Raw genomic sequence first — 16,339 nt, forward strand, 5'->3', positions numbered from 1 at the left:
CGCCCGCTTCTCTCATTCAAACCCCGTCACCCGATGCGGCACGTAAGCCGTTTCCAACTCCGCCACCTCTTGCGGCGACAAACTCAAATCGACCGCGGCAATGGCGTCGTCCAACTGCTCGCTGCGTGACGCGCCAACGATTGGCGCGCTGACCGCCGGCTTGTTCAGCAGCCAGGCCAGCGCGATCTGCGCGCGTGGCACGCCGCGTTCCTCCGCGAGGCTGGCGACGCGCTCGGCGATAATGGCGTCGATGCCTTCGGTTTCATCGTACAGACTCTTGCCGAACTGGTCCGAGACCAGGCGGGCGGTGGTTTCGCCCCAGGGGCGGGTCAGGCGGCCGCGCGCCAGCGGGCTCCACGGCAGTACGGCGATGCCTTCGGCGGCGCACAGCGGGTGCATCTCACGCTCTTCTTCGCGCTGGATCAGGTTGTATTGATCCTGCATGCTGACGAAGCGCGTCCAGCCGTGCAGATCGGCGGTATACAGCGCCTTGGCGAACTGCCAGGCGTACATGGAAGAGGCGCCGATGTAACGCGCCTTACCGGCTTTCACCACGTCGTGCAGCGCTTCCAGCGTCTCTTCCAGCGGCGTTTCGTAATCCCAGCGATGGATTTGCAGCAAATCGACATAGTCGGTGCCCAGACGCCGCAGGCTGTCGTCGATGGACTGCATGATCTTGGCGCGCGACAAACCGTGCTCCAGGTTGCTCAGCGGGAAATAGACCTTGGTGGCGATCACCACCTCCTCGCGGCGCGCATAGTCGCGCAGCGCCCGGCCGAGGATCTCCTCGCTGCTGCCGTCGGAATAGCTGTTGGCGGTGTCGAAAAAGTTGATGCCGGCTTCCAGCGCCTGTTTCAACAGTGGGCGGCTGCTTTCTTCCGGCAGCGTCCAGGCGTGATTGCCGCGGCTCGGCTCGCCGTAGGTCATGCAACCCAGGCAGATGCGCGAGACGTTCAGATCGGTGTTGCCCAGTTTGAGATACTTCATGCTTGCCTCCCATTCACAGCTCAGACAGTAACTGTAGCGCGGATCCCGGAGGGCGGAAATGAAAACGCCCCCGAAGGCGGAGGCGTTTTATCAGGCGCGAGTGGCGAATTACTGCGCCAGCCAGGTTTCGATTTGGCGCTGAATGCCGGCGGCGTCCAGCCCCAGATCGGCGCGCAGTTCTTCCTGGGTGCCCTGTGAGACGAAGCTGTCCGGCAGGCCGAGGTTCAGCACCGGCACCGGACGGCGTTTGGCCATCAGCAGTTCGTTGACGCCGCTGCCGGCGCCGCCCATGATGGCGTTCTCTTCCAGCGTGACCAGCGTTTCATGGCTGGCGGCCAGTTCGAGCACCAGCTGCTCGTCCAGCGGTTTGACGAAGCGCATGTCGACCAGCGTGGCGTTGAGCGCTTCCGCCGCCGCAGCGGCCTCCGGCAGCAGGGTGCCGAAGTTGAGAATGGCGATCTTTTCCCCCTGGCGGCGCACCACGCCTTTGCCGATCGGCAGCAGGCTGAGCGGCTCCAGCGCAGCGCCGGTGCCGGTGCCGCGCGGATAGCGCACGGCGCTCGGGCCGTCGTTGTAGTGATAGCCGGTATACAGCATCTGGCGGCATTCATTTTCGTCGCTCGGCGTCATGATCACCATGGTCGGGATGCAGCGCATGAACGACAGATCGAACGCCCCCTGGTGGGTCTGGCCGTCGGCGCCTACGATGCCGCCGCGATCGATGGCGAACATCACCGGCAGGTTTTGGATCGCCACGTCATGGATCAGCTGATCGTAGGCGCGTTGCAGGAAGGTGGAATAGATCGCCACCACCGGCTTGTAGCCGCCGATCGCCAGCCCGGCGGCGAAGGTGACCGCGTGCTGCTCGGCGATCGCCACATCGAAATATTGCTGCGGATAGTCGCGCGAGAACTGCACCATGCCGGAACCTTCGCGCATCGCCGGCGTGATCGCCATCAGTGAGCTGTCTTTGGCGGCGGTTTCACACAGCCAGTCGCCGAAGATTTTCGAATAGGTCGGCAGACCGCCGGCGCTTTTCGGCAGCGTGCCGCTGGCGGGATCGAACTTCGGCACCGCGTGGAAGCTGATCGGATCCTTCTCCGCCGGCGCGTAACCGCGGCCTTTCTTGGTCATGATGTGCAACAGCTGCGGGCCTTTCAGATCGCGCATGTTTTTCAACGTGGCGACCAGGCCTTGTACGTCGTGCCCGTCTACCGGGCCGATGTAGTTGAAGCCCAGCTCTTCGAACAGCGTACCCGGCACTACCATGCCTTTCAGGTGCTCTTCGGTGCGTTTCACCAGCTCCTTGATCGGCGGCACGCCGGCCAGCACTTTTTTGCCGCCTTCGCGCAGGGTGGAGTAAAGCTTGCCGGACAGCAGCTGTGCCAGATGGTTGTTCAGCGCGCCGACGTTTTCCGAGATCGACATCTCGTTGTCGTTCAGCACCACCAGCATGTCCGGATTGATGTCGCCGGCGTGGTTCATCGCTTCGAACGCCATGCCGGCGGTGATGGCGCCATCGCCGATCACGCACACTGTGCGGCGGCCTTTGCCTTCACGCTCTGCCGCCACCGCCATGCCGAGGCCGGCGCTGATCGAGGTTGACGAATGGCCGACCGACAGCACGTCGTATTCGCTTTCGGCGCGCCACGGGAAGGGGTGCAACCCGTTCTTTTGCCGGATAGTGGCGATCCGGTCGCGGCGGCCGGTCAGGATTTTGTGCGGGTAGGCCTGGTGGCCGACGTCCCACACCAGATGATCGAACGGCGTGTTGTAGACGAAATGCAACGCCACCGTCAGTTCGACGGTACCCAGCCCGGAGGCAAAGTGGCCGCTGGAGCGACTGACGCTGTTCAGCAGATATTGCCGCAGCTCATCGCACAGCTTCGGCAAGCTCTCTTTGGGCAGTGAGCGGAGTTCCTCGGGGTTTTCCGCTAGCGCCAGGGTTGGGTATTTGGCTATATCAAGACTCATTCGATACTCATATCAGAGGAGTTAACGTCACACGTTAATTGTCGCGTTCAATAATGAAGCTGGCTAACGCTCGCAATGGCGCTGTGTTATAAGATTGCGCTGCCAAAGTGTCTAATGCAGCTAATGCTTCCTGATAGAGATCCCACGCTTTTGCTTTCGCGCTGTCAAGCCCGAGTAACGCCGGGTAGGTACTCTTTCCGTGTTGTTGGTCCGCTCCCTGGCGCTTGCCGATCTTTTCAGTCTCGCCGACAACGTCCAAAATGTCATCCTGCACCTGGAACGCCAGGCCGACCGCAGCGGCGTAACGATCCAACTGCGGCAGCGCCGCTCGTCCTGCTTCGCCGGCGCTCAGCGCGCCCAGACGCACCGCGGCACGGATCAACGCACCGGTTTTGTGGCGGTGGATCTGCTCCAGCGCCTGCAGATCGACACGCTTGCCTTCGGCCTCCAGATCCAGCGATTGGCCGCCGCACATGCCGGCGACGCCGCTGGCTGCCGCCAGTTCGGAGACCATCGCCAGCCGATCGCGCAGCGCCACGTCGGGCATTTCGGCATCGGCCAGGATCGAAAACGCCAGCGTTTGCAGCGCATCGCCGGCCAGGATCGCGTTGGCTTCGCCGAATTTAATGTGGCAGGTCGGCTGGCCGCGGCGCAGATCGTCGTCGTCCATCGCCGGCAGATCGTCGTGGATCAGCGAGTAGGCGTGAATGCATTCCACCGCCGCCGCCGGCGCGTCCAGGTTGGTCAGCGATACGCCGAACATCTGGCCGGTGGTGTACACCAGGAACGGGCGCAGGCGCTTGCCGCCCAGTAAGGCGCCATGACGCATCGCCGCCACCATGTTGCCGTTGTTGAACGGCAGCGGGGCGATGAAATCCAGCAGCGCGCGATCGGCGCGCCGGCGGAAAATCTGCAGTTGATCGGCAAAAGCGGCCGATGGGACGATCTCAGACATGTCGGTTACTCGGTATCCGGTGTGAAAGGCGCCAACGCCGCGTCGTCGGCGCTGTCGTTAAGGAGGATCTGCACACGCTGTTCCGCCTGTTGCAGTTTCTGCTGGCCTTGACGCGCCAGCTGCACGCCGCGTTCGAATTCGTTCAGCGCGTCTTCCAGCGGCAGTTCGCCCGACTCCAGACGCGTCACGATGCTTTCCAGCTCGCCGAGGGCGCTTTCAAAGCTGGCAGTTTGCTCTGTACTGGCTGATTGTGCTGGTTTTTTCGGCATAATTTTCTTTTTACGTCATCATGTGAACCGTGGCGCCAGAGCCTATCCTAGCGGATCTTGATTAGCAAATCATGGCGCTCATGTGTGGTTTTGTGCGCAGAGCACGGCGATATGGTGATATACTCCGCGCCGTAATTCTTATCTGACAACAAAGACCGCCATGAAGTTTATCATTAAATTGTTCCCGGAAATCACCATCAAGAGCCAATCTGTGCGCTTGCGCTTTATCAAGATTCTCTCGACCAATATTCGCAACGTCCTGAAGCAGTATGATGAAACGCTGGCGGTCGTCCGTCACTGGGATCATATCGAAGTTCGCGCCAAAGATGAAAACCAGCGGCCGGTCATCGCCGACGCGCTGACGCGCATTCCCGGCATCCACCATATTCTGGAAGTGGAAGATCGCGCTTATACCGATATCCACCACATCTTCGAGCAGACGCTGGAAGCCTACCGCGCCCAGCTGGAAGGCAAAACCTTCTGCGTGCGCGTCAAGCGCCGCGGCAAGCAGGCGTTCAACTCGCAGGACGTGGAGCGCTACGTCGGCGGCGGTCTGAACCAGCATATCGACAGCGCGCGCGTTAACCTGACCCGCCCGCAGGTCACGGTAAACCTCGAGATCGAAGACGACAAGCTGATGCTGGTTAAACGCCGCCTCGAAGGCATCGGCGGTTACCCGGTCGGCACTCAGGAAGACGTGATGTCGCTGATTTCCGGCGGTTTCGACTCGGGCGTGTCCAGCTATATGCTGATGCGTCGCGGCTGCCGCGTGCACTTCTGCTTCTTTAACCTGGGCGGCGCCGCGCATGAGATTGGCGTGAAGCAGGTGGCGCACTACCTGTGGAACCGTTTCGCCAGCTCGCACAAGGTGCGCTTCGTCGCTATCGACTTCGAGCCGGTGGTGGGCGAGATCCTGGAGAAAGTCGACGACGGCCAGATGGGCGTGGTGCTCAAGCGCATGATGGTGCGCGCCGCTTCGCAAGTGGCCGAACGCTACGGCGTGCAGGCGCTGGTAACCGGTGAAGCGCTGGGGCAGGTGTCCAGCCAGACGCTGACCAACCTGCGCTTGATCGACAATGCGTCCGATACGCTGATCCTGCGTCCGCTGATCTCGCACGATAAAGAGCACATCATCAAACTGGCGCGTGAAATCGGCACCGAAGACTTCGCCAAAACCATGCCGGAATACTGCGGCGTGATTTCGAAGAGCCCGACGGTAAAAGCCGTCAAGGCCAAGATTGAAGAGGAAGAAAGCCACTTCGATTTCAGCATTCTCGATCGGGTGGTGAGCGAGGCGAAGAACGTCGATATTCGCTCCATCGCCGAGCAGGCGCAGGAGCAGGTGACCGAAGTGGAAACCGTCGCGGCCTTCGGCGCCGACGAGGTGATCCTGGATATCCGTTCCAACGACGAGCAGGAAGAGAAGCCGTTGCAGCTGGAACAGGTTGAAGTGAAAGCGCTGCCGTTCTATAAGCTGAGCACCCAGTTCGGCGATCTGGATCAGAGCAAAACCTATCTGCTGTACTGCGAGCGCGGCGTAATGAGCCGCCTGCAGGCGCTGTACCTGCTGGAGCAGGGCTTCAGCAACGTGAAGGTTTATCGCCCGTAACGCGGGCAGCGGCGTAAATGAGAGGGGCTGAACCGGTGTTCAGCCCTTTTTTTATCGGCAAGCCGCTCAGTCGCGGAAATCGTACATCCCAGGGATCAGCACCAGCTGCGCGGCGATCTCCGCCGCTTTGGCCTTGCCGAGCAGCAGGTCTATCAGCTTCAGTGCAAACTCCATCGCGGTGCCCGGCCCCTGGCTGGTGAGCAGGTTGACGCGCGCGTCGTACACCACGCGGCGCTCCATCCATTTATCCGCCGGTATCCGATCTTTCAAACCTGGGAAACCGGTCATGTTGCCGATCGGGAACAGATCGTGGTGCTGCAACACCAGCGCCGGGGCCGCGCAGATGGCGGCGACGATGTGGCCCTGCAGATGCATCTGCCGCACTTTTTCCACCAGCAGCGGACTGTCGCGGAAGCATTCCGCCCCCTGCAGGCCGCCGGGCAGCACGATGGCGTCGAAAGGCTCATCGACGATCGCCACCAGCGGCGCGTCGGCCAGCAGCTTGACGCCGCGCGAACAAACGATAGTCAGCTCGCCGTCGCCGGCGACGCTGGCGGTAGTGACTTTAACGCCCGCCCGGACCAGCAGATCGATGGTGGTGACGGCTTCGGTTTCTTCGCTACCAGGTGCCAGGCAGACCAGCGCCGATACGCTCATATTCATTTTCCTTTCGTTTAATCAATTCAAACAGCCGCGCATTCTCCGGCAGCGTGAGGCCGTGGCTGCGCGCGCGGCGCAGCAGGTAGCCGGTGATGTAGTCGATCTCGGTATGCCGCTGGCTGCGGATATCCTGCAGCATCGACGAAACGTTGTCGGCGGTGCTGTGGATCACGTCCATCACGTATTGCATCAGGCCTTCGCAGGAGGTGTGGTAACCCTCCATGGCCATCACGCTGGCGACTTCACGACACAGCGCTTCGATCTGCTCCGGGTAGCGCTGCAGATCGCCGTTGCGGCAGCCGTACAGCGCCGTCAGCGGGTTGATCACGCAGTTGACCGCCAGCTTGCGCCAGTTGGCCGAGGCGATGTTGTTGTGCCAGGCGACGTCGGGCAGCGCCTGATGCAGCACTTCCGCCAGGTGGCTGAGGTGCTGGGCGGCCGGTGAGGTGGGGCCGATGTGGGTGATGCCGGTGGCGACGTGGATAATGGTGCTGCCTTCGTGGCGCGCGGCGTGGGTGGTGGTGCCCTGCAAGATGGGCTGGCCGTTCGGCGGCAGCTCTTCCTGAGTGCCCATGCCGTTGTGCAGCAGCAAGATGGCGCAGCGGGGGCTCAGCTTCGGCAACAGCGCGCTGACCGCGCTGGATACCTGCCAGGCTTTCAGCGTCACCAGCAGCAGCTCGCTTTGCGCGAGGTGCTCCGGATCGTTGGTGGGCAAATTGCGATTAAACGAGACGCCTTCCGGCTCTATCACGTTCACGGCGCAAAAAGGCTGCGGCACTCTTAGCCATCCCTGTACATCGTGGCCCTGCTGATACAGCCGGGAGAGCCACAGTTGTCCGAGCGCGCCGCAACCAAGAATGGTTATTTTCATTCAGTCTCCTTGGAAACACGGGAATACCGCTCAATTACCGTGATCTAACTATAGGCTTTATGGCAGCCTGAAGCGCTATCCCTGCGTGCGTTCAGCAGATTTTGTCTGAGGCGGCAAAGCGGTTATCATGCTCGGCATCAAAATCGCCTAAGCTATTAGGCACTCATTCAGGAGGAAGAAGTATGCCATCTTTCGACATCGTTTCCGAAATTGATATGCAGGAAGTGCGTAACGCCGTTGAGAACGCCACCCGCGATCTCGGCACCCGCTGGGATTTTCGCAACGTGCCGGCCAGCTTTGAGCTAAACGAGAAGAATCAAAGCATCAAGGTTGCCACCGAGTCTGATTTTCAGGTGCAGCAGCTGCTCGACATTCTGCGCGAAAAGCTGAGCAAGCGCAGCATCGACGGCGCCGCGCTGGAGATCCCGGAAGAGTTTACCCACAGCGGTAAAACCTACAGCGTGGAAGCCAAGCTGAAGCAGGGGATTGAAACCAGCGTGGCGAAGAAAATCGTCAAGCTGATCAAAGACAGCAAGCTGAAGGTGCAGGCGCAGATCCAGGGCGAAGAAGTGCGGGTGACCGGCAAGTCACGCGACGACTTGCAGAGCGTGATGGCGCTGGTGCGCGGCGGCGATCTGGGCCAGCCGTTCCAGTTCAAGAACTTCCGCGATTAATCTCGACGGGGCCGGCATTGCCGGCCCTGATTTTTTACAGCGAATTGACCAGCGCTTCCAACTGACCGCGATTGGTCTGCTTGGTATCCACCTTGACGTAGGCGCTGCGCTCTTCCGGCACGACGATCGCCTCGGCCACGCCGGGCTGCGCCTTCAGGCGGCTTTCCAGCGCTGAATCCTTCACCGCCAGTTCCGACAGCGTAATGCGCAGGCTGCTGACATACGGCGGCTCTTTCATGGTGCTGCTGACCAGGAACCAGACGGCGGCCAATACCGCGCCGGCGATAAACACCAAGCCTGCCCCCTGCAAACCGTACAGCCAGCCGCCGAGGCTGCCGCCGATCGCCACGCCGATAAACTGGCTGGTGGAGTACACCCCCATCGCGGTGCCCTTGTAGCCGGCCGGCGATTCTTTGCTGATCAGCGAAGGCAGGATGGCTTCCATCACGTTGAAGGCCATAAAGAACAGCTGCACGCCGGCGATGATGCCCCATAGATGAGCGCCGGAGAGCCACAGCAGCACTTCGGCGCAGAACAGTACCGCCACGCAGCCCATAAACACCTGCTTCATGCGGCGATATTTCTCGGCATAGATAATGAACGGCACCACGGCGGCGAACGACACCAGCATGGTCACCAAGTAGACGATCCAGTGTTCGCTGGCCGCCAGCCCGGCTTTTTCCATCGCCAGCGGCAGCGCCACGAAGCTCGACATCAGCAGAATGTGCAGACACATGATGCCGAAGTTGAGTTTCAACAGGCGCGAGTTGCTCAGCACTTTGCGGAAGCTGCCGCGCACGATGCTGGACTCGCGGTTCAGCAGATGGGTGTCGGCGGAAGGCACCACTGCCAGGGTGATGACGATGCCGGCCAGCGCCAGCACGGCGATCATCCAGAACAGCGCGTGCAAGCCCAAGGCGTGAGTGATGATAGGGCCCAGAACCATGGCGATGGCGAAGGTGATGCCGAAGCTGACGCCGATAAACGCCATCGCTTTGGTGCGGTTCTGCTCGCGGGTCAGATCGGAGAGCAGCGCCATTACCGCGGCGGCGATGGCGCCGGAGCCTTGCAACGCGCGGCCGAGGATCACGCCCCAGATAGAGTCAGTGACGGCGGCGATCACGCTGCCGAGGGCAAAGATCAGCAGGCCGCCGACGATCAGCGGCTTGCGGCCGATGCGATCGGACACCAGGCCGAACGGGATCTGAAACACCGCCTGCGCCAGGCCGTAAATGCCGATGGCGATACCGATCAGCGCTTCGCTGGCGCCGTTGAGCGCCATGCCGTAGGTGGTCAACACCGGCAATACCATAAACATGCCGAGCATGCGCAGGGAGAACACGGTGCCCAATCCCCAGGTGGCGCGGCGCTCCTGCGGGGTCATTGAATTATCGTTCACGTCAAACCTCGGTAAAAACCATGCCATCAGACGTTGAGACAGCGCCTGATGGCATGATTTCTGTAAAGCTGCGTCATTTTAGTGTGCAGGGCAGGGGGGGTAAATCGAATGTTGTTTAACAGATATTACAGTTTGGCCGCTTTTCGGCGTGACAAATAAAATGGGCCGCATACGCGGCCCATTGACAGATGATTTGGCTTACCAAACGTAGGTCACCAGCGCTTCAGGCGCCGCCGTGGCGCTGAAGTCGATCGACATCATCACGCTCAGCGAGGTGATGGCGACGATGGAGAACACGAACAGTTTACGCGCCCAGACGCTGTCGTTTTCGGTTTTGTAACCGCGCAGCGCCATGCCCAGCCACCATACGCTCACCGCCGCAGCGACGATCAGGTATTTGTAGCCGGCGTAGCCCACCAGGGTCAGCATCAGCGTGGCGATCATAAACGCCAGGATGTAGACCGTGATGTGGTTCTTGGCGACGGAAATGCCTTTCACCACCGGCAGCACCGGAATGTTGGCCGCCTGGTAATCTTTAAAGCGGAAGATAGCGATCGCATAAGAATGCGGCATCTGCCACAGGCTAAAGATAGCCAGCAGGATCAACGCGCCGGCGTCGAACTCGTTGGTGACCGCGCAGTAACCGATAACCGGCGGCGCGGCACCCGACAAGCTGCCGATCAGCGTGCCGTAGACCGAGTGGCGCTTCATGTACAGGCTGTAAACGCCGACATAAACCACGAAGCCCATCACCGCCAGCCACATGGCCAGCGGGTTGGCCGCGATATACAGCAACGCGAAGCCCACAATACCCAACGCGGTCGCATAAACCAGGGTGACACTCGGCGCGATCAGGCCTTTTACCAGCACCCGATTCTTCGTTCTCTCCATCTTCTTGTCGATGTCGCGGTCGATGTAGTTGTTAAACACACAGCCCGACGCGACCACCAACGAGACACCCACCAGGGTGGCGAGAAACAGGGGATAGTCGATGCTCCCTTTGGAAGCGAGCAGGAATCCCCCAACGACAGAAATTAAATTGCCGAAAATAATTCCTGGTTTAGTGACTTGCAGGTATTGCTTAATCATCACGTGCAGCTCAGCTCTTAATCGACCATCATATTGATGTTGAGGTTGTACATAATCCAGAGTGAACCTACAACAACGATACCGATGATCATAGCGGTGAACAGCAATGCCACCAGGTTCCAGCGCTCTTCCGATGAGGTGTTCATGTGCAGGAAGTAAACCAGGTGAACAATCACCTGGATAACCGCCATACCGACAACAACCGCCAGGATGGTGGAGTGGGAGATGCTGCCATCGTTCCCGTACATTACCATCGCAAATGGAATTACCGTCAGGATGATCGACAGGATAAAGCCGATCAGGTATGACTTCACGCTGCCGTGGCTTGCGCCGCCGTGAGAGGTTTCATGGGATGAATGACTCATGACATAGCCCCCAGCAGGTAGACAACGGTAAATACGCAGATCCAGACCACGTCCAGGAAGTGCCAGAACAGGCTCAGGCACATCAGGCGGGTTTTGTTGGTCGCGGTCAGGCCGAACTTGCTCACCTGAATCATCATCACGATGATCCAAACCAGGCCGGAAGTTACGTGCAGACCGTGGGTGCCGACCAGCGCGAAGAAGCTGGACAGGAACGCGCTGCGATCCGGACCGAAGCCTTCGGTGATCAGTTTGTGGAATTCAAAAACTTCCATTCCAACAAAGCCCAGACCGAACAGGAAGGTCAGGAACAGCCAGGTGTTTACACCGCCAACTTTACCCTTGTTCATGGCGATCATCGCCATGCCGTAGGTGATGGAGCTGAACAGCAGCAGGAAGGTTTCAACCAGGACGAAGTCCAGTTCGAAAATGTTTTTGCCTGCAGGGCCGCCGGCGGTCCCGTTCACCAGGACTGCATAAGTCGCGAACAAGCTCGCAAACAAAATACAGTCGCTCATCAGGTAGATCCAGAATCCGAAGACCTTGGTCCCACCCGCGTCGTGGTGCCCATGCTCTGCATGGGCTGCGTTATGATTGGTCAGAGTATCAGTTGACATGGTTCACGCCTGCTTTACGGATTTGTTCGTAGTGTTGGTTCTCAATGCGCTCGATTTCATCAACCTGCACATAGTAGTCAACATCGTTATCGAAGCTCTTGCCGATCCAGACGACGATCATACCGATGAAGCCGGCCAGAGCCATCCACCAGATTTCCCAAATCATTGCGAAACCGAATACCAGGCTGAAGAAGGCGATGATAACGCCGGCGCCGGTGTTCTTAGGCATATGAATCGGTTCGTACTTAGCCGGTTTCTTATAGGCTTCGCCTTTTTCTTTCATGTCCCAGAATTCATCACGGTCATGAATCTGCGGCACTACGGCAAAGTTATAGAACGGCGGTGGAGAAGACGTTGACCACTCCAGAGTACGAGCGCCCCATGGGTCACCGGTCAGATCGCGGTTCTGTTCGCGGTCACGGATACTGACGAAGATCTGGGTCAGCTGGCACAAGATGCCGCAGGCGATCAGCGCCGCACCGCCGGCTGCAACCAGCAGCAGAGGGTGGAACTCAGGGTTGATGTTCTGGCTGATACGACGGGTCATGCCCATAAAGCCCAATGCGTACAGCGGCATGAAGGCGGTGAAGAAGCCGATGATCCAGAACCAGAACGCGCGGATGCCCCATTTTTCGTTCAGCGTGAAGCCGAAGGATTTCGGGAACCAGTAGGTCAGGCCCGCGAAGCAACCGAACACCACGCCGCCGATGATGACGTTGTGGAAGTGCGCGATCAGGAACAGGCTGTTGTGCAGCACGAAGTTCGCGCCCGGCACCGCCAGCAGAACGCCGGTCATACCACCCACGGAGAAGGTGATGATGAAGCCAACGGTCCACAGCATTGCGGAGTTGAGCTTGATGCGGCCCTGATACATGGTGAACAGCCAGTTGAAGATTTTCACCCCGGTCGGGATGGAAATGATCATGGTGGCGATACCGAAGAAGGCGTTAACGTTCGCGCCGGACCCCATGGTGAAGAAGTGGTGCAGCCATACGATGAACGACAGAACGGTGATCGCGATGGTTGCCCATACCAGTGAGGTATAGCCGAACAGGCGTTTTCTGGAGAAGGTTGCGGTGACTTCGGAGAACACGCCGAACACCGGCAGAACCAGAATGTACACCTCTGGGTGACCCCAGGCCCAAATCAGGTTGATGTACATCATCATGTTGCCGCCCATATCATTGGTGAAGAAATGGGTGCCCAGATAGCGATCCAGGGTCAGCAGCGCGATGGTGACGGTCAGAATTGGGAAAGAAACGATGATCAGGACGTTGGTACACAGCGCCGCCCAGGTGAACACCGGCATCTTCATCATAGGCATGCCAGGGGCACGCATCTTCAGAATGGTGGCGAAGAAGTTCACGCCGGTCAGCAGGGTACCCAGACCGGAAATCTGCAGACTCCAGATCCAGTAATCGACCCCGACGCCAGGACTGTACTCTTTACCCGACAGCGGCGGATACGCCAGCCAACCGGTCTGAGCGAATTCACCGACCCCCAGGGAGATGTTGATCAGCACAACGCCCACCACGAAGAACCAGAAGCTCAAGGAGTTCAGGAACGGGAAGGCGACGTCGCGCGCGCCGATTTGCAGCGGCACCACGACGTTCATCAGGCCGACCACGAAAGGCATCGCCATGAAGAAGATCATGATGACGCCGTGCGCGGTGAAGATCTGGTCGTAGTGGTGCGGCGGCAGGAATCCGGCTTCGCCGGCGGACGCCAACGCCTGCTGGCTACGCATCATGATGGCGTCGGCGAAGCCGCGCAGCAGCATGACCATCGCCACGACGATATACATGATACCAATTTTTTTATGGTCGACCGAAGTCAGCCATTCGCTCCACAGCCACTTCCATTTGCCGAAATAGGTCAGCAGCGCCAGCACTGCCAGGCCCCCGACGATAATTGCGGCTACGGTGACCATGATGATCGGTTCGTGGTACGGAACCGCATCAAGTGTTAATTTTCCCAACATCAGTTATTCCTCGGCTCCGGCGTGAGCAGTATGTTCACCCATGTCCATACCTTGGCTCATGTCCATGCCTTCGTGCGCGCCAGCGCCCTTGTGCATATCCATGTCGCCCATGAATTTGGCAATTGTTTCTTTGAACAAATTCGGTTTGACAGCGGCAAAGTACTCGACCGGGTTGTTTTCACTCGGCTCTGCCAGTTTGTTAAAGTCGTCGGTGGTGTTCAGGTTTTTAGGCGATGCCTTCACCTTGGCCACCCACTGATCGAAGTCGCCTTCGGTCGGGGTAACGATCGCGGTGAATTTCATACCGGAGAAGCCTGCGCCGCTGTAGCTGCTGGAGATGCCCTTGTAGGCACCGGCTTCGTTGCCGATCAGGTGCAGTTTGGTCTGCATGCCGGCCATCGCATAAATCTGTCCACCCAACTGCGGGATAAAGAACGAGTTCATTACCGAGTTAGAGGTGATCTTGAATTCGACTGGAACATCTTTCGGGAAAGCCAGCTCATTAACGGTCGCAATGCCTTGTTCCGGATAGATGAACAGCCATTTCCAGTCGAGCGACACCACTTCGATCGTCATCGGCTTCTTGTCGGTGACAATCGGCTTGAACGGATCGAGTTCGTGGGTAGTCTTCCAGGTAATGGTGCCAAGGATGGCGATGATAATGATAGGAATGGTCCAGACGACCGCTTCGATCTTGTTGGAGTGGGCCCAGTTCGGACTGTACTTGGCGTCTTTGTTGGAAGCGCGATACTTCCAGGCAAAGGCGAACGCCATGAAGATAACTGGCACCACCACGATCAACATCAACGCGATTGCAGTGATAATCAGTGTCCGTTGCTCAACACCAATTGCTCCTTTGGGATTCATCAAAACCATATCGCAGCCACTGAGCAATACAGTGCCTGCAATTAATGACAGCATCCCAATACTTTTATTGTATTTCTTAAGTCTCATCTAACGACCTCAATAACAAAGGCTCAATTGTCGTTTCATGTGTGCGGGCATTTTACGGGAAGGTTGCAGTACTGTAAACATGCTTAAGGGAGTGTCAGCGGCTTGTTGACACTTTCTGTTAAGGGGGTCACAGATGTAACCCTGCGTGACAATTTACCAATGACAACAACGCGTTGGCACGCTGAATCGTGACGAGCAGTCCGTATGTTAAGGAAAACTAAAGGTATGATGAATCTGGCGAAGAAATGCGCGGCGGGGAAATACGCAGAAAAGGTTTATTTAATGTAAAATAATTGTGTCTTAAAGGTGAATTTAATTTTATTTCCGAGCGCCGCAGTCGGATAAAAAAATAATTTTCTCGCTGATTATCTTTTTTTAACGAAATAAATACACCCCCGGATCGCTTTTTTTTCGGCCGGCAAAATCGCCGGCCGGTCGGGTTACGCCAAACGAGCGCGGCGCAGCGCCAGATAATCCAGCATGCTGCCCATCGCGACGCCGAGCAGGCTCAATGCGGCGCCGATCTGCAGCAACCGGTCGGCCAACAGCGGCGCCTGCGTCCAGTCGAGCGCATTGGCGATCAGCAGCAGCAACCACAGCCCCAGCAGCGAGCAGCCCAGCGTCAGCAGGCGCAGCGCCCAGCGGTAAGCCTGGGTAAACGCGGTGCGCGGCATAAAGTCGCCATGCTGCTGGGTGTGTTCCAGCGTCTGGCGGCAGACGCCGAGCAACAGCAAGCCCGGCAGCGCGGCGGCGATCGAAAACAGATAGAACAGCGGCCAACCATGGGCTTCGACGAACCAGCCGGCGATCGGCCCGACATAAACGCGGCCCACGGCGGACAGCGCCGACAGCAGCGCGAACTGGGTGGCGGAGAACGAACGGTTGCACAGCGTCATCAGCAGCGCGACGAAGGCCGCGGTGCCCATGCCGCCGCACAGGTTTTCAAGGAAGATGGCGCTGCCCATGGTGAGCAGGTTCTTGTCGGTCACCGCCAGAATCCAATAGCCGAGATTGGAGACCGCCTGCAGGACGCCGAACAGCATCAGGGCGCGGAACAGGGTGAGACGCTGCATCAGCACGCCGCCGAACAGAGCGCCGACGATGGTGGCGAACAGCCCGAGGGTTTTGTTCACCAGCCCCACTTCGCCGGCGTCGAATCCCACGCCGCGGATCAGGAAGGTGGTGCTCAGGCTGCCGGCGAAGGCGTCGCCCATTTTGTACATCACGATCAGCAGCAGGATCAGCCAGGCGTTGTTGCGGCCGAAGAAATCGCGCAGCGGCGCGACGACCGCCTGTTCCATGGTGCGCGGCGCCGGGATGCTTTCATCCGGTTCCGGCGCCATCAGCGTGGCAGCCACGCCGATCAGCATCAATCCGGCCATCAGCCAGTAGGTGGCTTGCCAGCCGAAATAGCGATCCGCCAGCCACAGCGCCAGGCCGCCGGAAACCAGCATCGCCAGCCGATAACCCAGCACCGATATCGCCGCGCCCGCGCCGCGTTCTTCGGCTTTCAGCAGGTCGGTTTTATAGGCGTCGAACACGATATCTTGCGAGGCGGAGCAGAACGCCACCAGCACCGCCAACGCCGCCAGCCACCACAGGTGCTGCGCGGGTTGCATAAAGCCCATCGCCACGATCGCCGCCACCAGCAGCAGCTGGCTGATCAGCAGCCAACCGCGCCGCCGCCCGAGGAACGGCGGGGTATAGCGATCCATGAAGGGCGACCAGAGGAATTTGAAGACGTAGGCCTGGCCCACCAGCGAGAAGATGCCGATGGTTTTCAGATCGATGTTTTCGACGGTCATCCAGGCTTGCAGCGTGCCGGAGGTCAGTGCCAGCGGCAGACCCGACGCGAAGCCCAGCAGCAGCAGAATGGCGGAGTTACGCTGGGTGAAGATGTTCAGATAGTGTTTCGACATGAGTTCCCTGTCTGCGCCG

The 16,339-nt window shown here is 59.0% G+C and carries 15 protein-coding genes; 2 read left to right on the forward strand and 13 right to left on the reverse strand.

The features are described 5' to 3' along the window. Positions 1–12: 12 nt before the first annotated feature. From ACP3TA_RS10675 to xseB, 4 genes are all read right to left on the reverse strand, one after another. On the reverse strand, positions 13–987 hold the full coding sequence (locus tag ACP3TA_RS10675; protein WP_426784598.1) for an aldo/keto reductase: 975 nt from the start codon (positions 985–987) through the stop codon (positions 13–15). Positions 988–1,095: 108 nt separating this feature from the next. Beyond that, complete coding sequence (gene dxs, locus ACP3TA_RS10680; protein ID WP_033642060.1) at positions 1,096–2,961, reverse strand: 1-deoxy-D-xylulose-5-phosphate synthase; 1,866 nt, start codon at positions 2,959–2,961, stop codon at positions 1,096–1,098. 34 nt (positions 2,962–2,995) lie between these two features. Next, positions 2,996–3,916, reverse strand: coding sequence for a (2E,6E)-farnesyl diphosphate synthase (gene ispA, locus ACP3TA_RS10685; protein ID WP_033642061.1), 921 nt, complete (start codon positions 3,914–3,916; stop codon positions 2,996–2,998). Between the two features lie 5 nt (positions 3,917–3,921). Beyond that, a complete protein-coding gene (gene xseB / locus ACP3TA_RS10690; protein ID WP_033642062.1) occupies positions 3,922–4,185 on the reverse strand; it encodes an exodeoxyribonuclease VII small subunit in 264 nt (87 codons plus the stop codon). A 160-nt stretch (positions 4,186–4,345) separates the two neighbouring features. Here xseB and thiI point away from each other — a divergent pair, with 160 nt between their 5' ends. After that, entirely contained in the window at positions 4,346–5,794 is a 1,449-nt protein-coding gene (gene thiI / locus ACP3TA_RS10695; RefSeq protein ID WP_033642063.1) for a tRNA uracil 4-sulfurtransferase ThiI, read from the forward strand. A gap of 66 nt (positions 5,795–5,860) precedes the next feature. On the opposite strand, the gene yajL is transcribed toward thiI, so the two are convergent. Beyond that, positions 5,861–6,451 carry a protein deglycase YajL gene (gene yajL / locus ACP3TA_RS10700; RefSeq protein ID WP_033642064.1) on the reverse strand — a complete coding sequence of 197 codons (591 nt, stop codon included), beginning with the start codon at positions 6,449–6,451 and terminating at the stop codon, positions 5,861–5,863. Then, positions 6,414–7,325, reverse strand: coding sequence for a 2-dehydropantoate 2-reductase (gene panE / locus ACP3TA_RS10705; RefSeq protein ID WP_033642065.1), 912 nt, complete (start codon positions 7,323–7,325; stop codon positions 6,414–6,416). Before panE ends, yajL begins: the two co-directional genes overlap by 38 nt. A 182-nt stretch (positions 7,326–7,507) precedes the next feature. Between panE and ACP3TA_RS10710 the strand changes: the two genes are divergently transcribed. Beyond that, a complete protein-coding gene (locus ACP3TA_RS10710; protein ID WP_004940373.1) occupies positions 7,508–7,999 on the forward strand; it encodes a YajQ family cyclic di-GMP-binding protein in 492 nt (163 codons plus the stop codon). Positions 8,000–8,033: 34 nt separating this feature from the next. Here ACP3TA_RS10710 and ACP3TA_RS10715 read toward each other — a convergent pair whose 3' ends face one another. The 7 genes from ACP3TA_RS10715 to ampG form a co-directional block, all read right to left on the reverse strand. After that, positions 8,034–9,398: an MFS transporter gene (locus ACP3TA_RS10715; RefSeq protein WP_025301760.1), complete on the reverse strand. Its 1,365-nt coding sequence runs from the start codon at positions 9,396–9,398 to the stop codon at positions 8,034–8,036. A gap of 198 nt (positions 9,399–9,596) precedes the next feature. Further along, the gene (gene cyoE, locus ACP3TA_RS10720) at positions 9,597–10,487 is read right to left on the reverse strand and encodes a heme o synthase (RefSeq protein WP_025301761.1); all 891 of its coding nucleotides are present in this window, start codon (positions 10,485–10,487) and stop codon (positions 9,597–9,599) included. 17 nt (positions 10,488–10,504) lie between these two features. Next, positions 10,505–10,852: a cytochrome o ubiquinol oxidase subunit IV gene (locus tag ACP3TA_RS10725; RefSeq protein ID WP_031300021.1), complete on the reverse strand. Its 348-nt coding sequence runs from the start codon at positions 10,850–10,852 to the stop codon at positions 10,505–10,507. Further along, positions 10,849–11,466 carry a cytochrome o ubiquinol oxidase subunit III gene (locus ACP3TA_RS10730; protein ID WP_060659871.1) on the reverse strand — a complete coding sequence of 206 codons (618 nt, stop codon included), beginning with the start codon at positions 11,464–11,466 and terminating at the stop codon, positions 10,849–10,851. The genes ACP3TA_RS10725 and ACP3TA_RS10730 overlap by 4 nt, the downstream gene beginning before the upstream one ends. Further along, on the reverse strand, positions 11,456–13,447 hold the full coding sequence (cyoB, locus tag ACP3TA_RS10735; protein WP_060659870.1) for a cytochrome o ubiquinol oxidase subunit I: 1,992 nt from the start codon (positions 13,445–13,447) through the stop codon (positions 11,456–11,458). The genes ACP3TA_RS10730 and cyoB overlap by 11 nt, the downstream gene beginning before the upstream one ends. 3 nt (positions 13,448–13,450) lie before the next feature. Beyond that, positions 13,451–14,401: a cytochrome o ubiquinol oxidase subunit II gene (cyoA, locus tag ACP3TA_RS10740; RefSeq protein WP_206196026.1), complete on the reverse strand. Its 951-nt coding sequence runs from the start codon at positions 14,399–14,401 to the stop codon at positions 13,451–13,453. A gap of 440 nt (positions 14,402–14,841) precedes the next feature. Beyond that, on the reverse strand, positions 14,842–16,320 hold the full coding sequence (ampG, locus tag ACP3TA_RS10745) for a muropeptide MFS transporter AmpG (protein WP_033642070.1): 1,479 nt from the start codon (positions 16,318–16,320) through the stop codon (positions 14,842–14,844). Between the last annotated feature and the right edge of the window lie 19 nt (positions 16,321–16,339).

The organism is Serratia sp. 2C06 (assembly GCF_050037615.1).
In the GTDB taxonomy this organism is placed as follows: domain Bacteria; phylum Pseudomonadota; class Gammaproteobacteria; order Enterobacterales; family Enterobacteriaceae; genus Serratia; species Serratia ureilytica.